Raw genomic sequence first — 18,809 nt, 5'->3', positions numbered from 1 at the left:
TTCAAGGCGTTTGCGTATTCGCTTCGTTTATTTTGCATTTTTCCAGCCTTTATTGAGAATGTTGCTCCGGGAAATGACTTTGAACAAATATTCTAACTTTCATGCCCCTTGAGGAGCGGCTAGCATGATGCAACATGAGGTGGATGCAGATTGATTACTTACATCGTTAACGCAGTCTGGTATCAGTCAACATGGTTTATTGTTTTCCTATATAAATTAATACCATGTTGCAAAAAGCTCAGAAAAGTTATTTAACCATCTGTTTTTAATAGAGTTATAAAAAACAAATACCATAACTCAACCGAAATTTATCACATGGTACTTTTTCAAACCTGAATTCAAAACCAGAGAGTACCATCAAAAATTCCATTGAAAAAACCGTGCTTCCCGTTGCTAACAGCTGCCAGAAAGTGCCAGACACAAAAACAAAAAAGCCCGCAGTTACGCGGGCTTAAGTGTATTTTTTATTATTCAGCGCCAGCCTAAGCCAGCGACCAAATCATTCCCACTCAATGGTCGCCGGTGGCTTACCGCTGATGTCATAAACGACGCGGGAAATACCGTTCACTTCGTTGATGATGCGGTTGGATACACGACCGAGGAAATCATACGGCAGGTGTGCCCAATGCGCGGTCATAAAGTCGATGGTTTCCACTGCGCGCAGTGAAACAACCCAGTCGTATTTACGGCCATCGCCCATCACGCCAACCGAACGTACCGGCAGGAACACGGTGAATGCCTGGCTGACTTTGTTGTACAGGTCAGCTTTGTGCAGTTCCTCAATGAAGATAGCGTCAGCACGGCGCAGCAGGTCGCAGTACTCTTTCTTCACTTCGCCCAGTACACGCACACCCAGACCTGGGCCTGGGAACGGGTGACGGTACAGCATGTCGTACGGCAGGCCCAGTTCCAGACCAATCTTGCGCACTTCGTCTTTGAACAGCTCTTTCAGCGGCTCGACCAGGCCCAGCTTCATCTCTTTAGGCAGGCCACCCACGTTGTGGTGCGACTTGATCACGTGCGCTTTGCCGGTAGCAGAAGCGGCGGACTCGATCACGTCCGGGTAGATGGTGCCCTGCGCCAGCCATTTCACGTCAGCTTGCTTGCAGGCTTCTTCGTCAAACAGCTCAACGAACACGCGACCAATGATCTTGCGCTTGGCTTCTGGCTCATCAACGCCAGCCAGTGCACTCAGGAAGCGATCTTCTGCCGCCACGTGAACAATGTTCAAGCCGAAGTGGTCACCAAACATTTCCAGCACCTGGTCTGCTTCATTCAGACGCAGCAAGCCGTTGTCGACGAACACACAGGTCAGGCGTTTGCCAATGGCACGGTGCAACAGCATCGCAGTCACAGAGGAATCAACGCCGCCTGACAGGCCAAGGATCACGTGATCTTCACCCACCTGCTGGCGAATGCGTTCAACCGCATCTTCAATGATGGTTGCCGGGGTCCACAGCGCTTCACACTGACAGATATCCAGAACGAAACGCTCCAGCATACGCTGGCCCTGACGGGTATGAGTCACTTCTGGGTGGAACTGCACGCCATAGAAGCGTTTTTCTTCGTTGGCCATAATGGCAAACGGGCAGGTATCGGTGCTGGCAACGGTCACGAAGTCAGACGGGATAGCGGTCACTTTGTCGCCATGGCTCATCCACACGTCCAGCAGCGGTTTGCCTGCCGGGCTCAGCGCGTCTTCGATATCGCGAACCAGCGCGCTGTCGGTGGTGATTTCCACCTGCGCATAGCCGAACTCGCGCTCATTGGAACCTTCTACCTGGCCACCCAACTGCATTGCCATAGTCTGCATGCCGTAGCATACGCCCAGCACAGGCACGCCTGCGGTGAACACGTATTCTGGTGCGCGTGGGCTGTTGGCTTCGGTAGTGCTTTCCGGGCCGCCGGACAGGATGATGCCGCTTGGATTGAATTCGCGGATTTGCTCTTCGCTAACGTCCCAGGCCCACAGCTCGCAGTAAACGCCGATTTCGCGCACGCGGCGTGCTACCAGTTGAGTGTATTGCGAACCAAAGTCCAGAATCAGGATGCGATGCTTATGGATATTTTTTGTCATGTGAGGCGAATTCCAGCAACAGAGAAAAAGGAAAATCTAAATCGTTAGGACGGTTTCAGTCGGCGAGGCCAAACGGTTGATTGTCGCCCGCAGCACAGCATGCGCAGTTGACATAAAGTCAATGAGCAATGCGAGCAGCGGACGGCAAACAAATGCGCCGGCCGCAGCCCCTGAAATTAACCCATGCGGTAGTTCGGTGACTCTTTGGTGATGGTCACATCATGCACGTGGCTTTCCTGAATGCCGGCGCCGCTGATGCGCACAAATTCAGCCTTGGTGCGCAGATCGTCGATGGTGGCGCAGCCTGTCAGGCCCATACAAGAGCGCAGACCGCCCATTTGCTGGTGAACAATGGCTTTCAGCATGCCTTTGTAAGCCACGCGGCCTTCGATACCTTCCGGCACCAGTTTGTCAGCAGCGTTATCGGTCTGGAAGTAACGGTCGGAAGAGCCTTTGGACATCGCCCCCAGTGAACCCATCCCACGGTAGGATTTGAACGAACGGCCCTGATACAGCTCGATTTCGCCTGGAGATTCTTCGGTACCCGCCAGCATGGAGCCGACCATAACGCAAGAAGCACCCGCCGCGATGGCTTTAGCAATGTCACCGGAGAAACGGATACCGCCGTCGGCGATAACCGGGATGCCGGTGCCTTCCAGCGCTTCAACCGCGTCAGCGATAGCGGTGATCTGCGGAACGCCTACGCCGGTTACGATACGGGTGGTACAGATAGAGCCCGGGCCGATACCCACTTTAACTGCGCTAACACCGGCATCCGCCAGCGCTTTAGCGCCGGAAGCGGTCGCGACGTTACCGCCAACGATCTGCAGATCAGGGTATTTTGCACGGGTTTCGCGAATGCGCTGCAATACGCCTTCGGAATGGCCATGAGAGGAGTCAATCAGCAGGACGTCAACACCGGCAGCAACCAGCGCATCAACACGCTCTTCGTTACCGGCACCGGCGCCAACTGCGGCACCTACGCGCAGGCGGCCATGCTCGTCTTTACAGGCGTTTGGCTTACGTTCTGCTTTTTGGAAGTCTTTTACGGTGATCATGCCCAGCAGGTGGAACTGGTCATCCACGACCAACGCTTTCTCAACGCGCTTTTCGTGCATTTTCTGCAGTACAACTTCACGCGCTTCGCCTTCTTTCACCGTAACCAAGCGCTCTTTTGGCGTCATCACGGCGGTAACAGGCTGGTTCAGATCGGTCACGAAGCGAACGTCACGGCCGGTAATGATACCAACCAGTTCGTTTTCTTCGGTCACGACCGGGTAACCGGCAAAGCCGTTACGCGCGGTCAGCTCTTTCACTTCTTTCAGGGTGGTGGCAGGCGTTACGGACTGTGGATCGGTAACCACGCCGCTCTCATGTTTTTTCACGCGGCGGACTTCTTCAGCCTGACGCTCGATGGACATGTTCTTGTGAATGAAGCCCAGACCGCCTTCCTGTGCCAGCGCAATGGCCAGACCGGACTCGGTTACGGTATCCATGGCTGCGGACAGCATAGGGATGTTCAGGCGGATAGTTTTGGTCAATTGGGTGCCGAGCTCAGCGGTATTAGGCAGAACCGTAGAGTGAGCTGGAACCAGGAGAACGTCGTCGAACGTTAGTGCTTCTTTTGCGATACGTAGCATGGGCAATATCTCACCAGAGTGGGCTGTGAAAAAGATAAAATATTGCCGCGGCATTATACAGAGCGTAATCGGTTGCCTCCAGCACTTTCTCACAAAAACTCTTGATTACCTTTTTCAGCCATGTAGTATCGACCAATTAAGTGCTTGTTTTGAAATTTGATCTGGGTCACATGTCGCTACCTGTTTCGCCGTCTATTTTTACCGTAAGCCGCCTAAATCAGACGGTTCGACAGCTGCTGGAAATGGAAATGGGCCAGATTTGGCTCTCCGCCGAGATCTCCAACTTCTCCCAGCCGTCTTCTGGCCACTGGTATTTCACGCTGAAAGACGACCGCGCGCAGGTGCGTTGTGCCATGTTCCGCAACAGCAACCGCCGCACCACTTTCCGTCCGCAAAATGGCCAGCAGGTTCTGGTTCGTGCCAGCATCACGCTGTATGAACCGCGGGGCGACTATCAGCTTATTGCCGAAAGCATGCAGCCCGCCGGCGACGGCCTGCTGCAACAACAGTTCGAACAGTTGAAAGCACGCCTGAGCGCTGAAGGGTTATTCGATCAGCAGTTCAAACAGCCTCTGCCCAGCCCGGCCAAACGCGTCGGGGTGATCACCTCCGCCAGCGGTGCGGCGCTGCACGATGTGCTGCAGGTACTGCAACGTCGAGATCCTTCACTGCCCATCGTTATTTACCCGACGTCAGTGCAGGGTGCAGAAGCGCCCTTGCAGATAGTGCGCGCCATCGAAACGGCCAACCGCCGCGACGAATGTGACGTGTTGATCGTCGGCCGTGGTGGCGGTTCGCTGGAAGATCTGTGGAGTTTCAACGACGAACGTGTGGCACGCGCGATTTTCGCCAGCCGTATTCCGATCGTCAGCGCCGTCGGCCATGAAACCGACGTCACCATTGCCGATTTTGTCGCTGACCTGCGTGCGCCAACCCCTTCTGCCGCCGCCGAACTGGTCAGCCGCAACCAGTTGGAGCTGCTGCGCCAATTGCAGGCCCAGCAGCAGCGTATGGAAATGGCGATGGATTACTATCTGGCGCAGCGCCAGCAGCAGTTCACCCGCATCAACCACCGTTTGCAGCAACAGCATCCGCACCTGCGTCTGGCGCGTCAGCAAACGTTGTTGTTCAAACTGCAACGCCGGTTAGAAGAGGGTATGCAGAACCAACTGCGTCTGTCCTCACGCCGCAGCGAACGCGCGCAACAGCGCCTGGCGCAAATGCAACCGCAGGCACGCATTCACCGCTACCAGCAGCGCGTACAACAGCAGGAGTACCGTTTGCAACAGGCCCTGGATCGCCAGCTCAACGCCTGGCGCCAGCGCTTTGGCGTGGCCTGCAGCCAGCTTGAGGCGGTCAGCCCATTGGCCACGCTGGCGCGTGGCTACAGCGTAACGCAAACCCCGCGCGGCGAACTGCTGAAAACCACCAAGCAGGCGCAGGTGGGGGAATTGCTGAAAACCCGTCTGCAGGATGGCTGGGTGGAAAGTGAGGTGAAAACCGTCATCGTCGCCAAGAAGCCGCGCAAGAAGCGCGCAGTTAGTTAAGCCTGACTGGCATTTTTTTATCCCATCTCTGTGCGTCTCGTGCAGGAAGCAGTGCCGTAAATACACCGAATTTCTCTGCTGCCGCAATGAGCGGCAGCCGGTGATGCGTGCCAGTGTCAACATCCGAATTTGCAGCCACCGGGCACCTTATCCTCTTCGTTTGATATTGCGTGATGAAAGGCAGTGAAAATAGTGAGATGAGCAGGGTGTTGGCCGCCCTTGAAGACGCCGAACGCAGGCGCGGCGCATAGGCGAAACCGCCATGGACGGCGGTTTCAGGCGAGACAGGCAGGGACGCCTGTCGTAGCCGGCCGTGATGCGACGTGACGAAGGGAGGGAAGTTGGCGCAGCCAACCGTCTGACAGGGCAAAGGCGCGGGTTGCAAGGGCCGCGCCTACGGCCCTTGCTCGGTCGAGGCGCGTGAGCCTCAGGGTGCATATCACCTTTATCGACCGAAAACGTCACTAATACCTGTATACCTGCAGAAAAACGCTAACTGACCAGCATTACGCAAGAAGCGCGCAGCCCAATAACCGCCCTATTCCAACGTAAAACTGTCGCCCGGTACACCGTTGATCCACAGCTCGCGCGTTTCTCCGGCAGGCAAACTGAAGGTCAAAGTGCGCCATGCCGGTTTGAACCGCCCTTCGGTGGTGATGTTCAGCATGATGCGTTGATTGTCACTAAGCATCTCCCAGCGCAGCCACAGCGCGTCGCCCCGCTGCCAGCCATAACTTTCCCCGTCATCTTCAAATAACAGCCCTGAAGTGCTGCCACAGCCTTTTAGTGGATACAGTTTAAGCTCACGTCGATCGTCTGCCTCCACGTCAACATGCGCCAACCGGGATGACAGCGGCAATGCCGCTCCAGCACGGACCAGCAACGGCAAACGTTCCAGCGGGGCTTCCAACACCACCGTCTGGCCGCCAGTGAACCATTGGCCGCTGTAAAAGCAATACCAGCCATCGCCGTTATCCGGCAGATAAACCGGTCGCTGACGCTGCCCCTGCTCCACGACGCTAGCCACCAGCAGATCGCGGCCAATCATAAAGTCATCGGTTTCTTTCAGCGTCTGTTCATCATGCTCATGGTCCAGGAAGGTCGGGCGCAGCATCGGTTCGTCATCCGCGCTGGCCTGCCACAGCAGCGTGTAGAAATACGGCATCAATCGGTAACGCAGGTTGATCGCCTCGCGCACCGCCGGGGTGGCAGCCGGGTACATCCAGGGTTCGTTAACCGTGGCGTCGTCGTTCCAGGAGTGAATGGTGAAACGCGGATGCATCACGCCGTTTTGTACCCAACGCACCAAGAGTTCGGCGTCCGGCTTGTCGCCAGAGAAACCGCCAACGTCGTGCCCCAGGTTATACAGCCCGGACAGGCTCATCCCCAATCCCATGCGTATGTTATAACGCAAGGTCTGCCAACTGGTGCGGTTGTCTCCGCTCCAGGTCTGTACATAGCGCTGCATGCCTGCACAGCCGGAGCGTGAGATCAGGTAGGGGCGCAGCGTGGGGGCAAAGCGCTGCTGAGCCTCCATCGACGCGCGCATCATCAGCAACGGCATCACCGGCCGAATATGCTTGATGGCAATCGGTCGGCCGAAACCCTGGCAACGTGCTTCCCCGTCCCACACTTCGTATTCGTTATTGTCATTCCAGGTGGCATCGATCCCCATCTCCAGCAACTGCTGCGTCACGCCCTGTTGCCACCAGTGCACCGCCGCCGGGTTAGTGAAGTCGAGGTGTGACCCCTCATCATCCCAAAAACTGGAGCGCTCCGGCCGATCGCATTCAGAATCGCGAATAAACAACCCCTGCTCTGCCACCTGCTGATACTGCGGGTGATCCTGCAACAGGCACGGCTTGATGTTAGCTGCCAGTTTTAACCCGGCGTCGTGGAACGCCTGGCTCAGTAGCTTCGGCTGCGGCACCTTGTCGTAGTTCCAGTTGAACACGTAGCGCTTGTTGCCGATCGAGGTGTAGCCCGAAGACAGTTGGAACGAGTCGCAGGGAATATCGTGCTGCTTGCACAAGGCGATGAACTGCTGCAACTGCTGCTGGGCGTCCGGCGCATCGGTGTAGTGCATGGTGGAACCGCTGTAGCCCAGACTCCATTTCGGCCCGAAGTGGCTTTTCCCCGTCAGGCGCACAAATGCCTTGGTCACATCCAACACCCTTGGCCCGAGGAACAGGTAATAATCCAGATCCCCCGCTTCGGCCTGGTAACGACGATAAGCCAGATGGTAGTTGTCTATCTCGTTGCCCAGATCCAGCCAGCAGCTGCTCAGATTGTCGTAAAACAACCCAAAGCTGGCCTCTTCACCACGGGTGATGGTGAACGGAATATGCTTGTACAGCGGATCCGTACTGGCTGCGTTATACCCCATCGCGTCCAGGTTGCGCATTTCAAAACGGCGTCCACTGCGCTCCAGGTCTCCGGCCTTTTCACCCAAGCCATAGTAACGCTCGCGGGCATAGCGGCGCTGATAATGAGCCACGCCGTCACCCTGTGGATTAAGCAGGTAAGCGCTGGTGGGGCGATCGGCCGCCAATGGCCGCCATTCTCCGGCGGCGTTGCAATGTTCCCACTCCAGCCACAGCGGCTGATGTACGGTAACGCGTAACATTGGCGTTGCCACGACCAAACGATCGCCTTGCTGCTGCATCTGATAACCCGGCAAGCCGAAACCCGCCACGCTTAACCGATCGCGCCCTTCCCACGGCACATCATTTTCCGGCGCAATGCTCCAGGTACGATCCAGTGCCAGCTCTCCGTTGCGTTTGATCAACACGCGAAACAGGTTGTTTTCCAGCACGTACAGGCAAAATAAGTGGCGCTCGTCGACCAACAACTCAATGCGATCGGCGTACTGACCCGCCAACGTCCAATTCTTTAAGGTTTTCATAGGCATCCAACTTAGCTATTACGTGTTTTTTTGCCGCCGCGTTCGGCGATCAAAGCAATCAGGAACAGGGCGCCTATCAGGTCGAAGAAGCCCATGGCGATAAACAGCGGATTGAAGCCGACAGTATCGGAGACGGCACCAATCAGCAGCGTGAACAGGAAGCTGGCGATCCAGGCGCTGGAGCCGCGCATGCCGTTGACGGTCGCCATCTGGTTTTTATCGAACGACTCCACCACCAGCGCACTGAGCATGCAGGAGATCACCTGATGGCCGAAACCGCCGATCGAGATCAGGGCGATCGCCACGTAGGGATCTTTAGTGATCGCGACAAACGCCAGCGAAACCATCATAAATGCGCCAGTGACCGAGCTGGCAACCACCGAGTTGACCCGGCTACAGCCGAACCATTTGCGGTACAGCGTCGTGAGATAACCACTGGCAACGCTGCCGATATCCGCCGCCAGAAATGGCAACCAGGCAAACATGGCGATGTGTTTTAAGTCCATGCCGCGTTCAGTGGCCAGGTAGAGCGGAACCCAAAAACTGAACACCGCCCAAGCGGGTTCGGCGAGAAAAGCTGGTATAGCGATACCGTAAAACTTCTTGTTACGGCACAAAATGGCCAGAGACTTGAAGAAGGGTAATCTGGGTAACACGGGCTCGTTATCTTCGCGGATCAGATCCAGCTCCTGCTGGCTCAAATTGGGATGTTGTTGCGGTGAGTGGTAGAACAGCCACCACAGCACCACCCAGATCAGCGCCAACGCGCCAGAGAACAAAAAGGCCCCCTGCCAACCAAAAGAAACGTGAGCGATCACGATGATCGGCGGTGCCAACATGGCACCAATAGAAAAACCGACCCCCGCCCAACCGGCGGCAATTGGCCGTTCCTTTTTGGGGAACCAATCAGAAATCGCTTTGGCGTTAGCAGGTGTCGCCGCCGCCTCCGCGCCGCCCATAAAGAACCGCAAGATAGCCAACTGCACCCAGGTACCCGCCCCGGCATGCATCATGCAGACCACTGCCCAGATACTGGCGCAGATTAAAAAGCCCATTTTCAGGCCGATCACGTCGATCAACCAACCACAAATGGGTTGAAACACCGTATAGGCCAATTGGAAAGACGCAACGACCCAGGAGTATTGCTCGGTGGTCATATTCAGGCTGGTTTTCAACTCTGGTGCCAGAATACCCAGCGAGTTGCGGGTGATGTAGTTAACCGTTACACCCAGTAAAAATAGCGCCAGCATCCACCAGCGCAGAGATTTAAATTTGCGCCGACCGCTCGCCACGGTCGTCTGATTAATTTCCACACTCATCTGTCTGCTCTCCACAACGGCTGCCCGGTGAAACAGCGCGTTTTTTGGTAGGGTACGTTTTGGTATTGAAGGTATGGATCGGTGAAAACGGCGTTGCACTTCAGAGAGACGGGTGCACCATGATCACAACCACATGATTTATTTTCATTTTATTTATAATTCAGTCGAGTAATTGGACTGATAAATCTATAAAGTTGGCATACCAATTCAGACTATCTAGCAGAGAACGAGAGCGAAACGTAGTTTTTTGCAAAAATTTTCATGCATAGGCTGAAAGATCGCCATAATGGCGAGAGAAACCTGACAGTACGCTGAAAAAACACTGTGAAAATATTTTCACAGCCAAATTTGAAGGAGATCACAGAATGAACGGAAAGCTGAAAATACAGGAAATCGCCCACCAAACGGGGCTATCGATCAGCACCGTTTCACGCGTACTCGCGGGCAAATCCAACACCAGCGCCGAGGCCCGCCAGAAGGTGCTGGCCTGCGCGCAACAAAATGGCATCCTGCAAGGGATATCCAGCGGGCGACTGATGCTGAACAGCGTCATGGTCTTTGCCCCACAGCGTGCTTTTGACGTTCGTACAGACATCTTTTACTACAAGGTGATCCAGGGGATCACCGCCGCATTGGCGGAACATGAGGTGCGTATCCGCTATTGCGGGCTCGAAGAATTGCACAGCGACGGCGCACTGTTTTTGGAAAAAATGAGCGATCCGCAGACACAAGCCGCGCTGATTATCGGCATCGATGATGAACACATTCATCAATTGGCCGCCGACCTGAACAAACCCTGCGTCTTGATTAACTGCACTGACCGCCAAATGCGGCTCGATAGCGTCTCACCCGACCATCAACTGATTGGGGAATTTTCTGCCAACTATCTGATCCAGCAGGGACACAGCCATATTCTTAACCTGCAATGCCTGCGCCGACACACCATGGAGCTGCGGCTGACAGGCATTAAGCACGCCTTCGCGCGGCATAATATCGCCTTTGATGATGGGCGCCACCTGGTGACAACCTCTGGTTTTGGCAGCGAAGAGGCTGAACAAGCGCTTACCACCTTTATCAACCGGGTCAGCGACCGTTCGCAGCTACCCACGGCCATTCTCGCCGGTGGCGATTACATGGCCGTTGGCGCAGTCAAGGCGCTCAACACATTGCAGTTGAGCGTGCCAGGCGATATTTCGGTAATGAGCACCGATGGTTTTAATCTGGCAGAGATTCACGACGTTCCCCTCACCTCGGTACATGTGCCACGCGACGAACTGGGCTATGAGGCCATTCAGCTACTCCAGCGCCGCATGCTGCGGGCCGATGCGCCACCGTGCAACCTGCTGCTGCACGGCAAGCTGGCGGTACGCGCGTCGGTCAAACGCATCAGTGCCCATAAAACCAGCCCGGCGGTGAGCACTCACGATCACCGCCTTTACGATGTCTGAACTACACTTAGTGGCAGAATCTTTATAGATACCCTATAGCTTTCACGCGACAGCCCGGCGATCAGCTCGCTTATCTTCATATTTTAATGTTGGGGCGCTATATGCTGCGCCCACACTCATCAGGGCGAATTTATTCGCCCCCAACAGTAACTGGGGCGACAAATCTGTCGGGAACAGATGTAAACGCAGTCGCTAGAAAGACAACCGGGAATTCTTTTGCCTAAGGAGAGCCACTATGCCAAGCCTGACAGCGCGATCGGTCATCCCCCCCTATATGTTGCGACGCATCATTGAACACGGCAGCCTGCCGCAGCGCGACTGCGCATTGCACACCCTGAACCATGTCCAGAGCCTGCTCGGTAACAAGCCGCTGCGCGCACCCGGTGCGAAAACCTCCCGCGCCAGCGTCGTCATCCGCGATATTTTTGATGCCGAAAACGGCACTCAACTGCCCGGCAAACAGGTGCGTAATGAGGGCCAGGCCAGTAATCATGACGTAGCGGTGGACGAAGCCTATGACTATCTGGGTGTCACCTACGATTTCTTCTGGCAAGCATTCAAGCGCAACTCGTTGGACAATAAGGGACTGCCGCTGACCGGTAGTGTGCATTACGGTAAGGAATACCAGAACGCCTTTTGGAACGGCCAGCAGATGGTCTTCGGCGACGGTGACGGGGAGATCTTTAACCGCTTTACCATCGCCATCGACGTGGTTGGCCACGAACTGGCGCACGGTGTGACTGAAAGCGAAGCCGGGTTGATTTACTTCCAGCAGGCCGGCGCGCTGAATGAGTCTCTGTCTGACGTGTTCGGCTCCCTGGTCAAACAGTTCCATCTGCAGCAAACTGCTGACAAAGCCGACTGGCTGATTGGCGAGGGGCTGTTGGCAAAAAGCATCAACGGTAAAGGCCTGCGTTCAATGTCGGCACCTGGCACTGCCTATGACGATCCACTGCTGGGGAAAGATCCGCAGCCGGCCAGCATGAAAGACTATATCCAGACCAAAGAAGATAACGGCGGCGTCCACCTTAATTCCGGCATTCCCAATCGTGCTTTTTATCTGGCGGCAACCGCCCTAGGGGGTTTTGCCTGGGAGAAAGCCGGTTATATCTGGTATGACACGCTTTGCGATAAGGCACTGCCGCAGGACGCTGACTTCGCCACCTTTGCGCGTACCACGGTGAAACAGGCTAAACAGCGCTTCGACAGCACGGTTGCGGACAAGGTACAGCAGGCTTGGCACCAGGTAGGAGTGGAAGAGTGAAACCTTTACCGGCGCTCAATCAGGACACCGTCATTGAGCTGGCACGTGAAGGTGGCTTTGCCTTTATTCCCAAACTGGCAGGCCAGCGGCGCATTGCGCTGGCCGACATTACGCCGGAACAACGGCAGCGCCTAAACCAGTTGTTGAACCAGACGCTGCCCTACGCGCAAGAAGAAGGCAAACCGGATTCGCCCGGCTGCGGTGACCAACGCTATTTTCGCGTGCAGATAAACTATTACAGCCAAACGCTGAGCAGCGAAATCGTGTTGTTAATTCCTGAAACCAACGCCCCACAGGCGCTGGTCGATCTGTGGAAGACCGGACAAGTGGATGAGTGAATGCTTACAACGGCTGATAACTGAATAACACCCGCTTTTTGGATATCAGCCCGTGGCCGTTCTGGCACAGGTAGTCCACCGCACCGCAGGCCTTCAGCTCTTGCAACGGCTGCCCACAATCCGGGCAAGTGGCCAACTGCTGGTAGTCGCTGTTACAGGCGGCGCAATGGTAGTGACCCTTCATCCACTCCATCGTTTGATCGCATTGCGGACAGTGCGCTTCCATAAAAACTCCCGAAGCCTAATCAATAGGCGTCATTGTCGCAGCCAATTTGAGTGCGGGCAGCCCGTCGCGAGCGCTACCGCAATCCCAGAGTGGCCATTAAAATAGCCTGGTGTGCAGGCGTTAGATCACGCCCCATGAGCGTAAGAAGTATATTCCCAGCGCGGTGGTGAAAAACGAACCCACCGTGGTGATGGCGATAATGTTTGCTGCCAGGGTCGCGTTGCCACCCATAGCGCGCGTCATCACATAACTGCCGGAGGCGGTTGGCGTGGCCGAGAAAAGGAAAATAATCCCCAACGCCGCGCCGTGAAAACCGCACAACCAACCGCCGAGGGTCATCAGCATCGGCACCACGAACAGCTTGGCCGACGAGGACAGCGCCGCCACATTGGAAGAACGGAACATGGCGCGCAGATCAAGACTGGCACCGGTACACAGCAACGCCAGCGGCAGCGACAGTGCAGAGATATAACTGCCGGTCTGCTTGATCACTTGCGGAATACCCAAGCCCGTCTGCGCATACACCAGACCGCACACCAAACCGATGATTAACGGGTTAGTCACTATGCTGCGCAACAGCGATAAGCGGCTGATGCGCTTCCCCTGCCCGCCTTGTAAGCTGCGCGTCAGCGTAATTACAGACAGTACGTTGAACAGGATCACCGTCACCGTCAGGTATAGCGAGCCCAGCGCGATCCCTTCGCTGCCATAGGCCGTCATGGCGTATGCCAATCCAACAATGGCAGTATTGGCGCGGAAGCCACCTTGCACGAACACACCCCGTTCGCGCGGCTCCTTAACCAACCACACCGCCGCCATCTCCAGTAACAAGAAAGTGGCCAAGGTCCCAACCGCGCCAAAGATCACCAGCGGCAGGTTGCCCAACAATTGCGGGTGGTTGGTGGCGATACTAAAGAACAGCAGGCAGGGCAACGCCAAATTGAACACCAACCTGGTAGCACCGTCGATAAAGCGATCGTCCATCAAACGCCAATGGCGTAACAGTATGCCCAACAACATCATTAAGAGATTCGGTACGGTGACGTTGAATGCAAAACTCCAGGTTTCCCAGGACATGGCGTTCCTTCAGCTGATGGCGATAATCTACGGATAATAAAACGATTTCAGACCAATAAAAAAGGGGCGCGGTATCACTACCGCGCCCCTCATACTGATTATTTGCTTTTCTTCAGGTGGCTCATCAAGCGTTTACGCTTGCGCATCTGGTTCGGCGTCAGCAGGTTACGCTTGCCGGCAAACGGGTTCTCACCCTCTTTGAACTGGATGCGGATTGGCGTACCCATCACCTTCAAAGAACGACGGAAGTAGTTCATCAGGTAACGTTTGTACGAATCGGACAGATCCGTCACCTGGTTGCCGTGGATCACGACAATCGGTGGGTTATAACCACCGGCGTGCGCATATTTCAGCTTCACGCGGCGGCCACGCACCAGCGGTGGCTGGTGATCGTCGGCAGCCATCTGCATGATTTTGGTCAGCATTGAGGTGTTCACGCGACGGGTCGCACACTCGTAGGCTTCCAGTATCGATACGAACAGATTGCCAACACCGCTACCGTGCAGCGCAGAAATGAAGTGAATACGGGCGAAATCAACAAAGCCCAGGCGTAGATCAAGCATCTCTTTCACGTGATCACGATCTTCCTCGCTCATGCCGTCCCACTTGTTGACCGCAATCACCAGTGAGCGCCCACTATTGAGGATAAAGCCAAGCAGCGAGAGATCCTGATCGGAGATGCCTTCGCGTGCATCCACCACCAGCAATACCACGTTAGCGTCTTCGATCGCTTGCAGGGTTTTGATGACTGAGAATTTCTCTACGGTTTCCGTTACCTTGCCGCGTTTGCGCACCCCGGCGGTGTCGATCAACACGTATTCGCGTTCGTCGCGTACCATCGGGATATAAATGCTGTCACGAGTGGTGCCCGGCATGTCGTACACCACAACACGTTCCTCGCCGAGGATACGGTTAGTCAGTGTGGACTTACCCACGTTAGGGCGGCCAACGATAGCCAGTTTGATCGGCAAATCTTGCGGGTTGAAGTCGTCTTCCGGCTCTTCTTCGTCTGCTGGTATTTCACCTTCTTGCTCAGCCCAATAAGCGGCGTTAGCCTCTTCTTCAGTCAGCTCAACTTCTTCCGGCTTTTCACCAACAAACGGCACCAGCACGTGTTCGATCAACTGCGCGACACCACGGCCGTGGGAAGCGGCGATCGCATGCACATCACCCAGGCCCAGCGAGTAGAAATCGGCGGTGGCCATGTCAGGATCCATACCGTCGGTTTTGTTCGCGACCAGGAAGGTGGCCTTCTGGCGGTTACGTAAGTGCTGGGCAATGCCGAGATCGGCAGGCATCAGACCGGCGCGGGCATCGACCATGAACAGCACGATGTCTGCTTCTTCGATCGCCAACAGCGACTGACCGGCCATGCGTGTTTCAACGCCGTCTTCGGTACCGTCAATACCGCCGGTATCGACGATGATAAATTCATTACCCTCAACTTCTGCACGACCATACTTGCGGTCTCGCGTTAGCCCGGGGAAATCCGCCACCAGCGCATCGCGCGTATGTGTTAAACGGTTAAACAAGGTGGATTTACCCACATTCGGGCGCCCAACTAGCGCGACGACAGGTATCATTGTGAAGCCTCATTACTTAATAATCAATGCGTTACTGCACTATGGATAGACACCAAGAGTGCAGCTTATAAAATACGAAACGGCCCCTGAACCCTCAGGAGCCGTTTTCCCCTTTATCTTTCGTGTCGCAGCGGCGTTGACTGCACCCCGAAATTTTGGGTACTGAAAAGGTTGCGACGATCGGCGTTATCGGGTGAAAGCGTAAACTTTTCCGCCCTTCGCCTGGATGACCAGCTTATCGCCAGCGACCATCGGTGCAGACAGGAAGCCGGAGCTGTCCACTTCCTGCTGAGCAACAAAACGGCCGTCCGTGGTGTTGATCCAGTGCAAGTAACCTTCAGAGTCACCCGTCACCAGGAAACCATTATACATGACTGGCGGGGTCAGGTTGCGGTGCAGCAAATCGCTCTGCGTCCACACGGTCACGCCGCCTTCGGTGCTCAACGCCACTACGCGGTCGTTTTGATCCACCAGGTAGATGCGACCGGCATCAACGATGAAATCGTTCACGGAGCCCAGTTCACGCTTCCACATGATCTGACCGGAACGCAGATCCAACGCCGTCAGGTTACCATTGTAACCTAATGCGTAGACAACGCCTTCAACAATCACCGGCGTCGTGTCGACATCGTTCAAACGATCGATTTCAGTCGCGCCGCTCGGTTGAGAAATACGTTGCTGCCAGATCAACTGGCCCTGCTGCATCAGCACTGCGCTGACGCGGCCGTTATCACCGCCAACAATGGCTGCGCCAAAGGCAACGGCCGGTGCAGACTCACCGCGCAGTGACAGCGAAGGCATATCCAGATTAACTGTCCACTTCACCGCACCGTCAGATTCGTTCAGCGCCTGCAGCAAACCGTTCGAGGTGTGGATCAGTACCATACCGTCGCTGATCACCGGACGCGAAATCGCTTCACCGGCAACCTTGGTCTGCCACGCCACTTTACCATCTGCGGTATTGAGTGCGTAAACGACGGCTTTCTCACTGCCAACATAGACTTTGTCGCCGGCTACCGCCATGCCACCTGACAGCAGCGCCGGCAGGTTGCTGGACAAGAAACCGGTTTTCTCAGAGAGATCGACCTTCCACTTTTCATTACCACTGTCCGCGTCCAGCGCTTTCACGATGCCATGGCGATCGGCGGCATAAATAGTGTTGTCCTGGAAAGCGGGACGCAGATGAGAATAAAACTCACCAATACCATCACCCACCGAGGTGCTCCACGCTTTGTTTGGCGTGAACTGATTTTCAACTTTCGGCAGCGGCGACATGGTAACCACGTCTTCTTCACTGTTAAACAGTGAGCAACCACTCAACAAGGCAACGGAAACCAGTCCGACCAAGAGTGTTTTACGCAATTGCATGGGAATTCCCCTTAGCTGGACAAGTTATTCAATTTCATGCGCAGCAGAACCTGCAGCGCCTGAGAAGCGTTAGACTCAATGCCTTTACTGTAAGCCTCGCGTGCACCTTTGGTGTCACCTTTAGCCAACAGCACGTCGCCGCGCGTATCTTGCGCCATCGCCGCCCAGCCTTCGCCTTTCACGCCATCCAGCGTTTCCAGCGCGTCATCCAGCTTTTTCTCCTGCATCTGAACACGAGCCAGACGCAGATTGATTATCGCAAGCAGGTTTTCGTCTTTGGTCTGACCTTGAGCCAGCACCAGTTGTTGATCCGCTTTGGCAAAGTCATTCTGCTCAACAAAATGCTTCGCCAGCTCCAGCGAGGCCAGCACGCCGTAGCTGTTGCTGTTGGCCTGAGCAAACTTCTGCGCAGCGGCCACGTCGTCCGGCTTACCGTCAGCCAGACGATCGCTGGCTTCCTGATAGGATTGGGACGCAACCATCATGTTGGCATTTTCGTGGCTCTGCCAGTAACGCCAGCCGACCAGGGCACCAATTCCGAGCACCACGCCCACTGCCAGCGCTTTGCCATTTTCGGCAAAGAACCGACGCACGGCGTCGACTTGTTCGTTTTCAGTGGTATAGACTTCCACGGTGTCCTTCTCCTTAACCTAACATCAAAGCCAGGCGCGCAGCGACTTCGCTTTGCGCCAGCGTTTCTTGTTCACCACTGCGCAGGTCTTTGACGACAACCTGCTGGGCCGCGACTTCGTTCTCGCCCAGGATCAGAGCAATGCGCGCGCCCCACTTGTCTGCACGGGTGATCTGCTTCTTAAAGTTGCCGCCACCGTAGTTGGTCATCAGTTTCAGCTGTGGCGCCTCATCACGCACACGTTCAGCCAACTGCATCGCCGCACTTTGGGTACCGGCACCGGAGGAGATCACGTACACGTCAATGGTCGCCGCGGCTTTAAACTCTGGGTTAACTGCCTGAACCAGCAGCACCAAACGCTCCAGGCCCATCGCGAAACCGACAGCCGGCGTTGCACGCCCGCCCAGTTGTTCGACCAGCCCGTCATAACGACCACCGGCACACACCGTACCCTGAGCCCCCAAACTGTTGGTCACCCATTCAAATACGGTACGGTTGTAATAGTCCAGACCACGCACCAGGCGTTCATTGATGGTATATGGGATACCCGCCTGAGCTAAAAGTTCACACAGGCCGTCGAAGTGAGCCTTGGATTCTTCATCCAGGTACTCGGAAAGACGTGGCGCGTCGTTCAACAGCGCCTGCACTTCCGGGTTTTTCGAGTCCAGAACGCGCAGCGGGTTGCTGTACATGCGGCGTTTGCAATCGTCGTCCAGCTTCTCTTGATGCTGTTCCAGGAACGCCACTAAAGCATCACGGTAGTTCGCACGCGCTTCCAGCGAACCGATAGAGTTCAGCTCCAGCTTGACGTGCTCGGAGATGCCCAGGGCTTTCCACCAGCGGGCGCTGAGCAAAATCAGCTCGGCGTCGATATCCGGGCCTTGCAGGCCAAACACTTCTGCACCCAATTGATGGAACTGGCGATAACGGCCTTTTTGCGGGCGCTCGTAGCGGAACATCGGACCGACGTACCACAGACGCTGCTCCTGATTGTACAGCAGACCATGTTCAATGCCGGCGCGTACGCAGCCAGCAGTCCCTTCTGGACGCAGCGTCAGGCTTTCGCCGTTGCGATCGTCGAAGGTATACATCTCTTTTTCTACGACGTCGGTCACTTCGCCGATCGCGCGTTTGAATAACGGGGTCTGCTCTACAATCGGCAAGCGGATTTCGCTGTAACCGTAGCCGCTAAGCACCTGTTTCAGGATGCCTTCAATACGCTGCCATAATGCCGTTTCTTCCGGCAGGTAGTCGTTCATGCCGCGAATGGCTTGAATGTTCTTTGCCACGTGAGTTCTCTGTCCGTTGTCTATAAAAATGAACCCGATTATAGGGACTTTGCCGCCCTGTATTCAACGCGAATACAGCGTTCTGCTCCCGGGTTCA

14 protein-coding genes are annotated in these 18,809 nt (G+C 55.5%); 4 read left to right on the top strand and 10 right to left on the bottom strand.

What is annotated here, in order from left to right:
* Positions 1 to 499: 499 nt before the first annotated feature.
* Positions 500 to 2,077 (bottom strand): glutamine-hydrolyzing GMP synthase, encoded by a 1,578-nt coding sequence (gene guaA / locus ACI2J2_RS20405; protein WP_404760723.1) that lies wholly within the window; start codon positions 2,075 to 2,077, stop codon positions 500 to 502.
* Positions 2,078 to 2,253: 176 nt separating this feature from the next.
* Positions 2,254 to 3,717 carry an IMP dehydrogenase gene (gene guaB, locus ACI2J2_RS20400; protein WP_209638321.1) on the bottom strand — a complete coding sequence of 488 codons (1,464 nt, stop codon included), beginning with the start codon at positions 3,715 to 3,717 and terminating at the stop codon, positions 2,254 to 2,256.
* Positions 3,718 to 3,887: 170 nt separating this feature from the next.
* On the opposite strand from guaB, the gene xseA reads away from it, so the two are divergent.
* Positions 3,888 to 5,264: an exodeoxyribonuclease VII large subunit gene (gene xseA / locus ACI2J2_RS20395; protein WP_404760722.1), complete on the top strand. Its 1,377-nt coding sequence runs from the start codon at positions 3,888 to 3,890 to the stop codon at positions 5,262 to 5,264.
* 538 nt (positions 5,265 to 5,802) lie between these two features.
* On the opposite strand, the gene ACI2J2_RS20390 is transcribed toward xseA, so the two are convergent.
* Both ACI2J2_RS20390 and ACI2J2_RS20385 read right to left on the bottom strand, forming a co-directional pair.
* Positions 5,803 to 8,169: a TIM-barrel domain-containing protein gene (locus ACI2J2_RS20390; RefSeq protein WP_404760721.1), complete on the bottom strand. Its 2,367-nt coding sequence runs from the start codon at positions 8,167 to 8,169 to the stop codon at positions 5,803 to 5,805.
* An 11-nt stretch (positions 8,170 to 8,180) separates the two neighbouring features.
* Positions 8,181 to 9,488, bottom strand: coding sequence for an MFS transporter (locus ACI2J2_RS20385; protein WP_404760720.1), 1,308 nt, complete (start codon positions 9,486 to 9,488; stop codon positions 8,181 to 8,183).
* A gap of 365 nt (positions 9,489 to 9,853) precedes the next feature.
* Between ACI2J2_RS20385 and ACI2J2_RS20380 the strand changes: the two genes are divergently transcribed.
* The 3 genes from ACI2J2_RS20380 to ACI2J2_RS20370 all read left to right on the top strand — a co-directional run bounded on the left by ACI2J2_RS20380 (position 9,854) and on the right by ACI2J2_RS20370 (position 12,538).
* Entirely contained in the window at positions 9,854 to 10,936 is a 1,083-nt protein-coding gene (locus ACI2J2_RS20380; protein WP_209638327.1) for a LacI family DNA-binding transcriptional regulator, read from the top strand.
* A 235-nt stretch (positions 10,937 to 11,171) separates the two neighbouring features.
* On the top strand, positions 11,172 to 12,200 hold the full coding sequence (locus ACI2J2_RS20375) for a M4 family metallopeptidase (protein WP_404760719.1): 1,029 nt from the start codon (positions 11,172 to 11,174) through the stop codon (positions 12,198 to 12,200).
* Positions 12,197 to 12,538, top strand: coding sequence for a protealysin inhibitor emfourin (locus tag ACI2J2_RS20370; RefSeq protein ID WP_209638330.1), 342 nt, complete (start codon positions 12,197 to 12,199; stop codon positions 12,536 to 12,538). The genes ACI2J2_RS20375 and ACI2J2_RS20370 overlap by 4 nt, the downstream gene beginning before the upstream one ends.
* A gap of 4 nt (positions 12,539 to 12,542) precedes the next feature.
* On the opposite strand, the gene ACI2J2_RS20365 is transcribed toward ACI2J2_RS20370, so the two are convergent.
* The 6 genes from ACI2J2_RS20365 to hisS form a co-directional block, all read right to left on the bottom strand.
* Positions 12,543 to 12,764, bottom strand: a complete 222-nt coding sequence (locus tag ACI2J2_RS20365) for a zinc ribbon domain-containing protein (RefSeq protein WP_209638332.1) — start codon at positions 12,762 to 12,764, stop codon at positions 12,543 to 12,545.
* 120 nt (positions 12,765 to 12,884) lie between these two features.
* Positions 12,885 to 13,841 (bottom strand): AEC family transporter, encoded by a 957-nt coding sequence (locus ACI2J2_RS20360; protein ID WP_265556692.1) that lies wholly within the window; start codon positions 13,839 to 13,841, stop codon positions 12,885 to 12,887.
* 98 nt (positions 13,842 to 13,939) lie between these two features.
* Positions 13,940 to 15,424, bottom strand: coding sequence for a ribosome biogenesis GTPase Der (gene der / locus ACI2J2_RS20355; RefSeq protein ID WP_209638336.1), 1,485 nt, complete (start codon positions 15,422 to 15,424; stop codon positions 13,940 to 13,942).
* 186 nt (positions 15,425 to 15,610) lie between these two features.
* Entirely contained in the window at positions 15,611 to 16,792 is a 1,182-nt protein-coding gene (gene bamB, locus ACI2J2_RS20350; protein ID WP_209638338.1) for an outer membrane protein assembly factor BamB, read from the bottom strand.
* A gap of 11 nt (positions 16,793 to 16,803) precedes the next feature.
* Positions 16,804 to 17,424, bottom strand: coding sequence for a YfgM family protein (locus ACI2J2_RS20345; protein WP_404760718.1), 621 nt, complete (start codon positions 17,422 to 17,424; stop codon positions 16,804 to 16,806).
* A 13-nt stretch (positions 17,425 to 17,437) separates the two neighbouring features.
* On the bottom strand, positions 17,438 to 18,712 hold the full coding sequence (gene hisS / locus ACI2J2_RS20340) for a histidine--tRNA ligase (protein ID WP_209638340.1): 1,275 nt from the start codon (positions 18,710 to 18,712) through the stop codon (positions 17,438 to 17,440).
* Between the last annotated feature and the right edge of the window lie 97 nt (positions 18,713 to 18,809).

Origin of the sequence: Serratia sp. NPDC087055, from assembly GCF_044900985.1 — a bacterium.
Taxonomy (GTDB): domain Bacteria; phylum Pseudomonadota; class Gammaproteobacteria; order Enterobacterales; family Enterobacteriaceae; genus Serratia.
The sequence above is the reverse complement of the archived record's forward strand: the minus strand, read 5'-3'. Positions and strand labels throughout refer to the sequence as shown.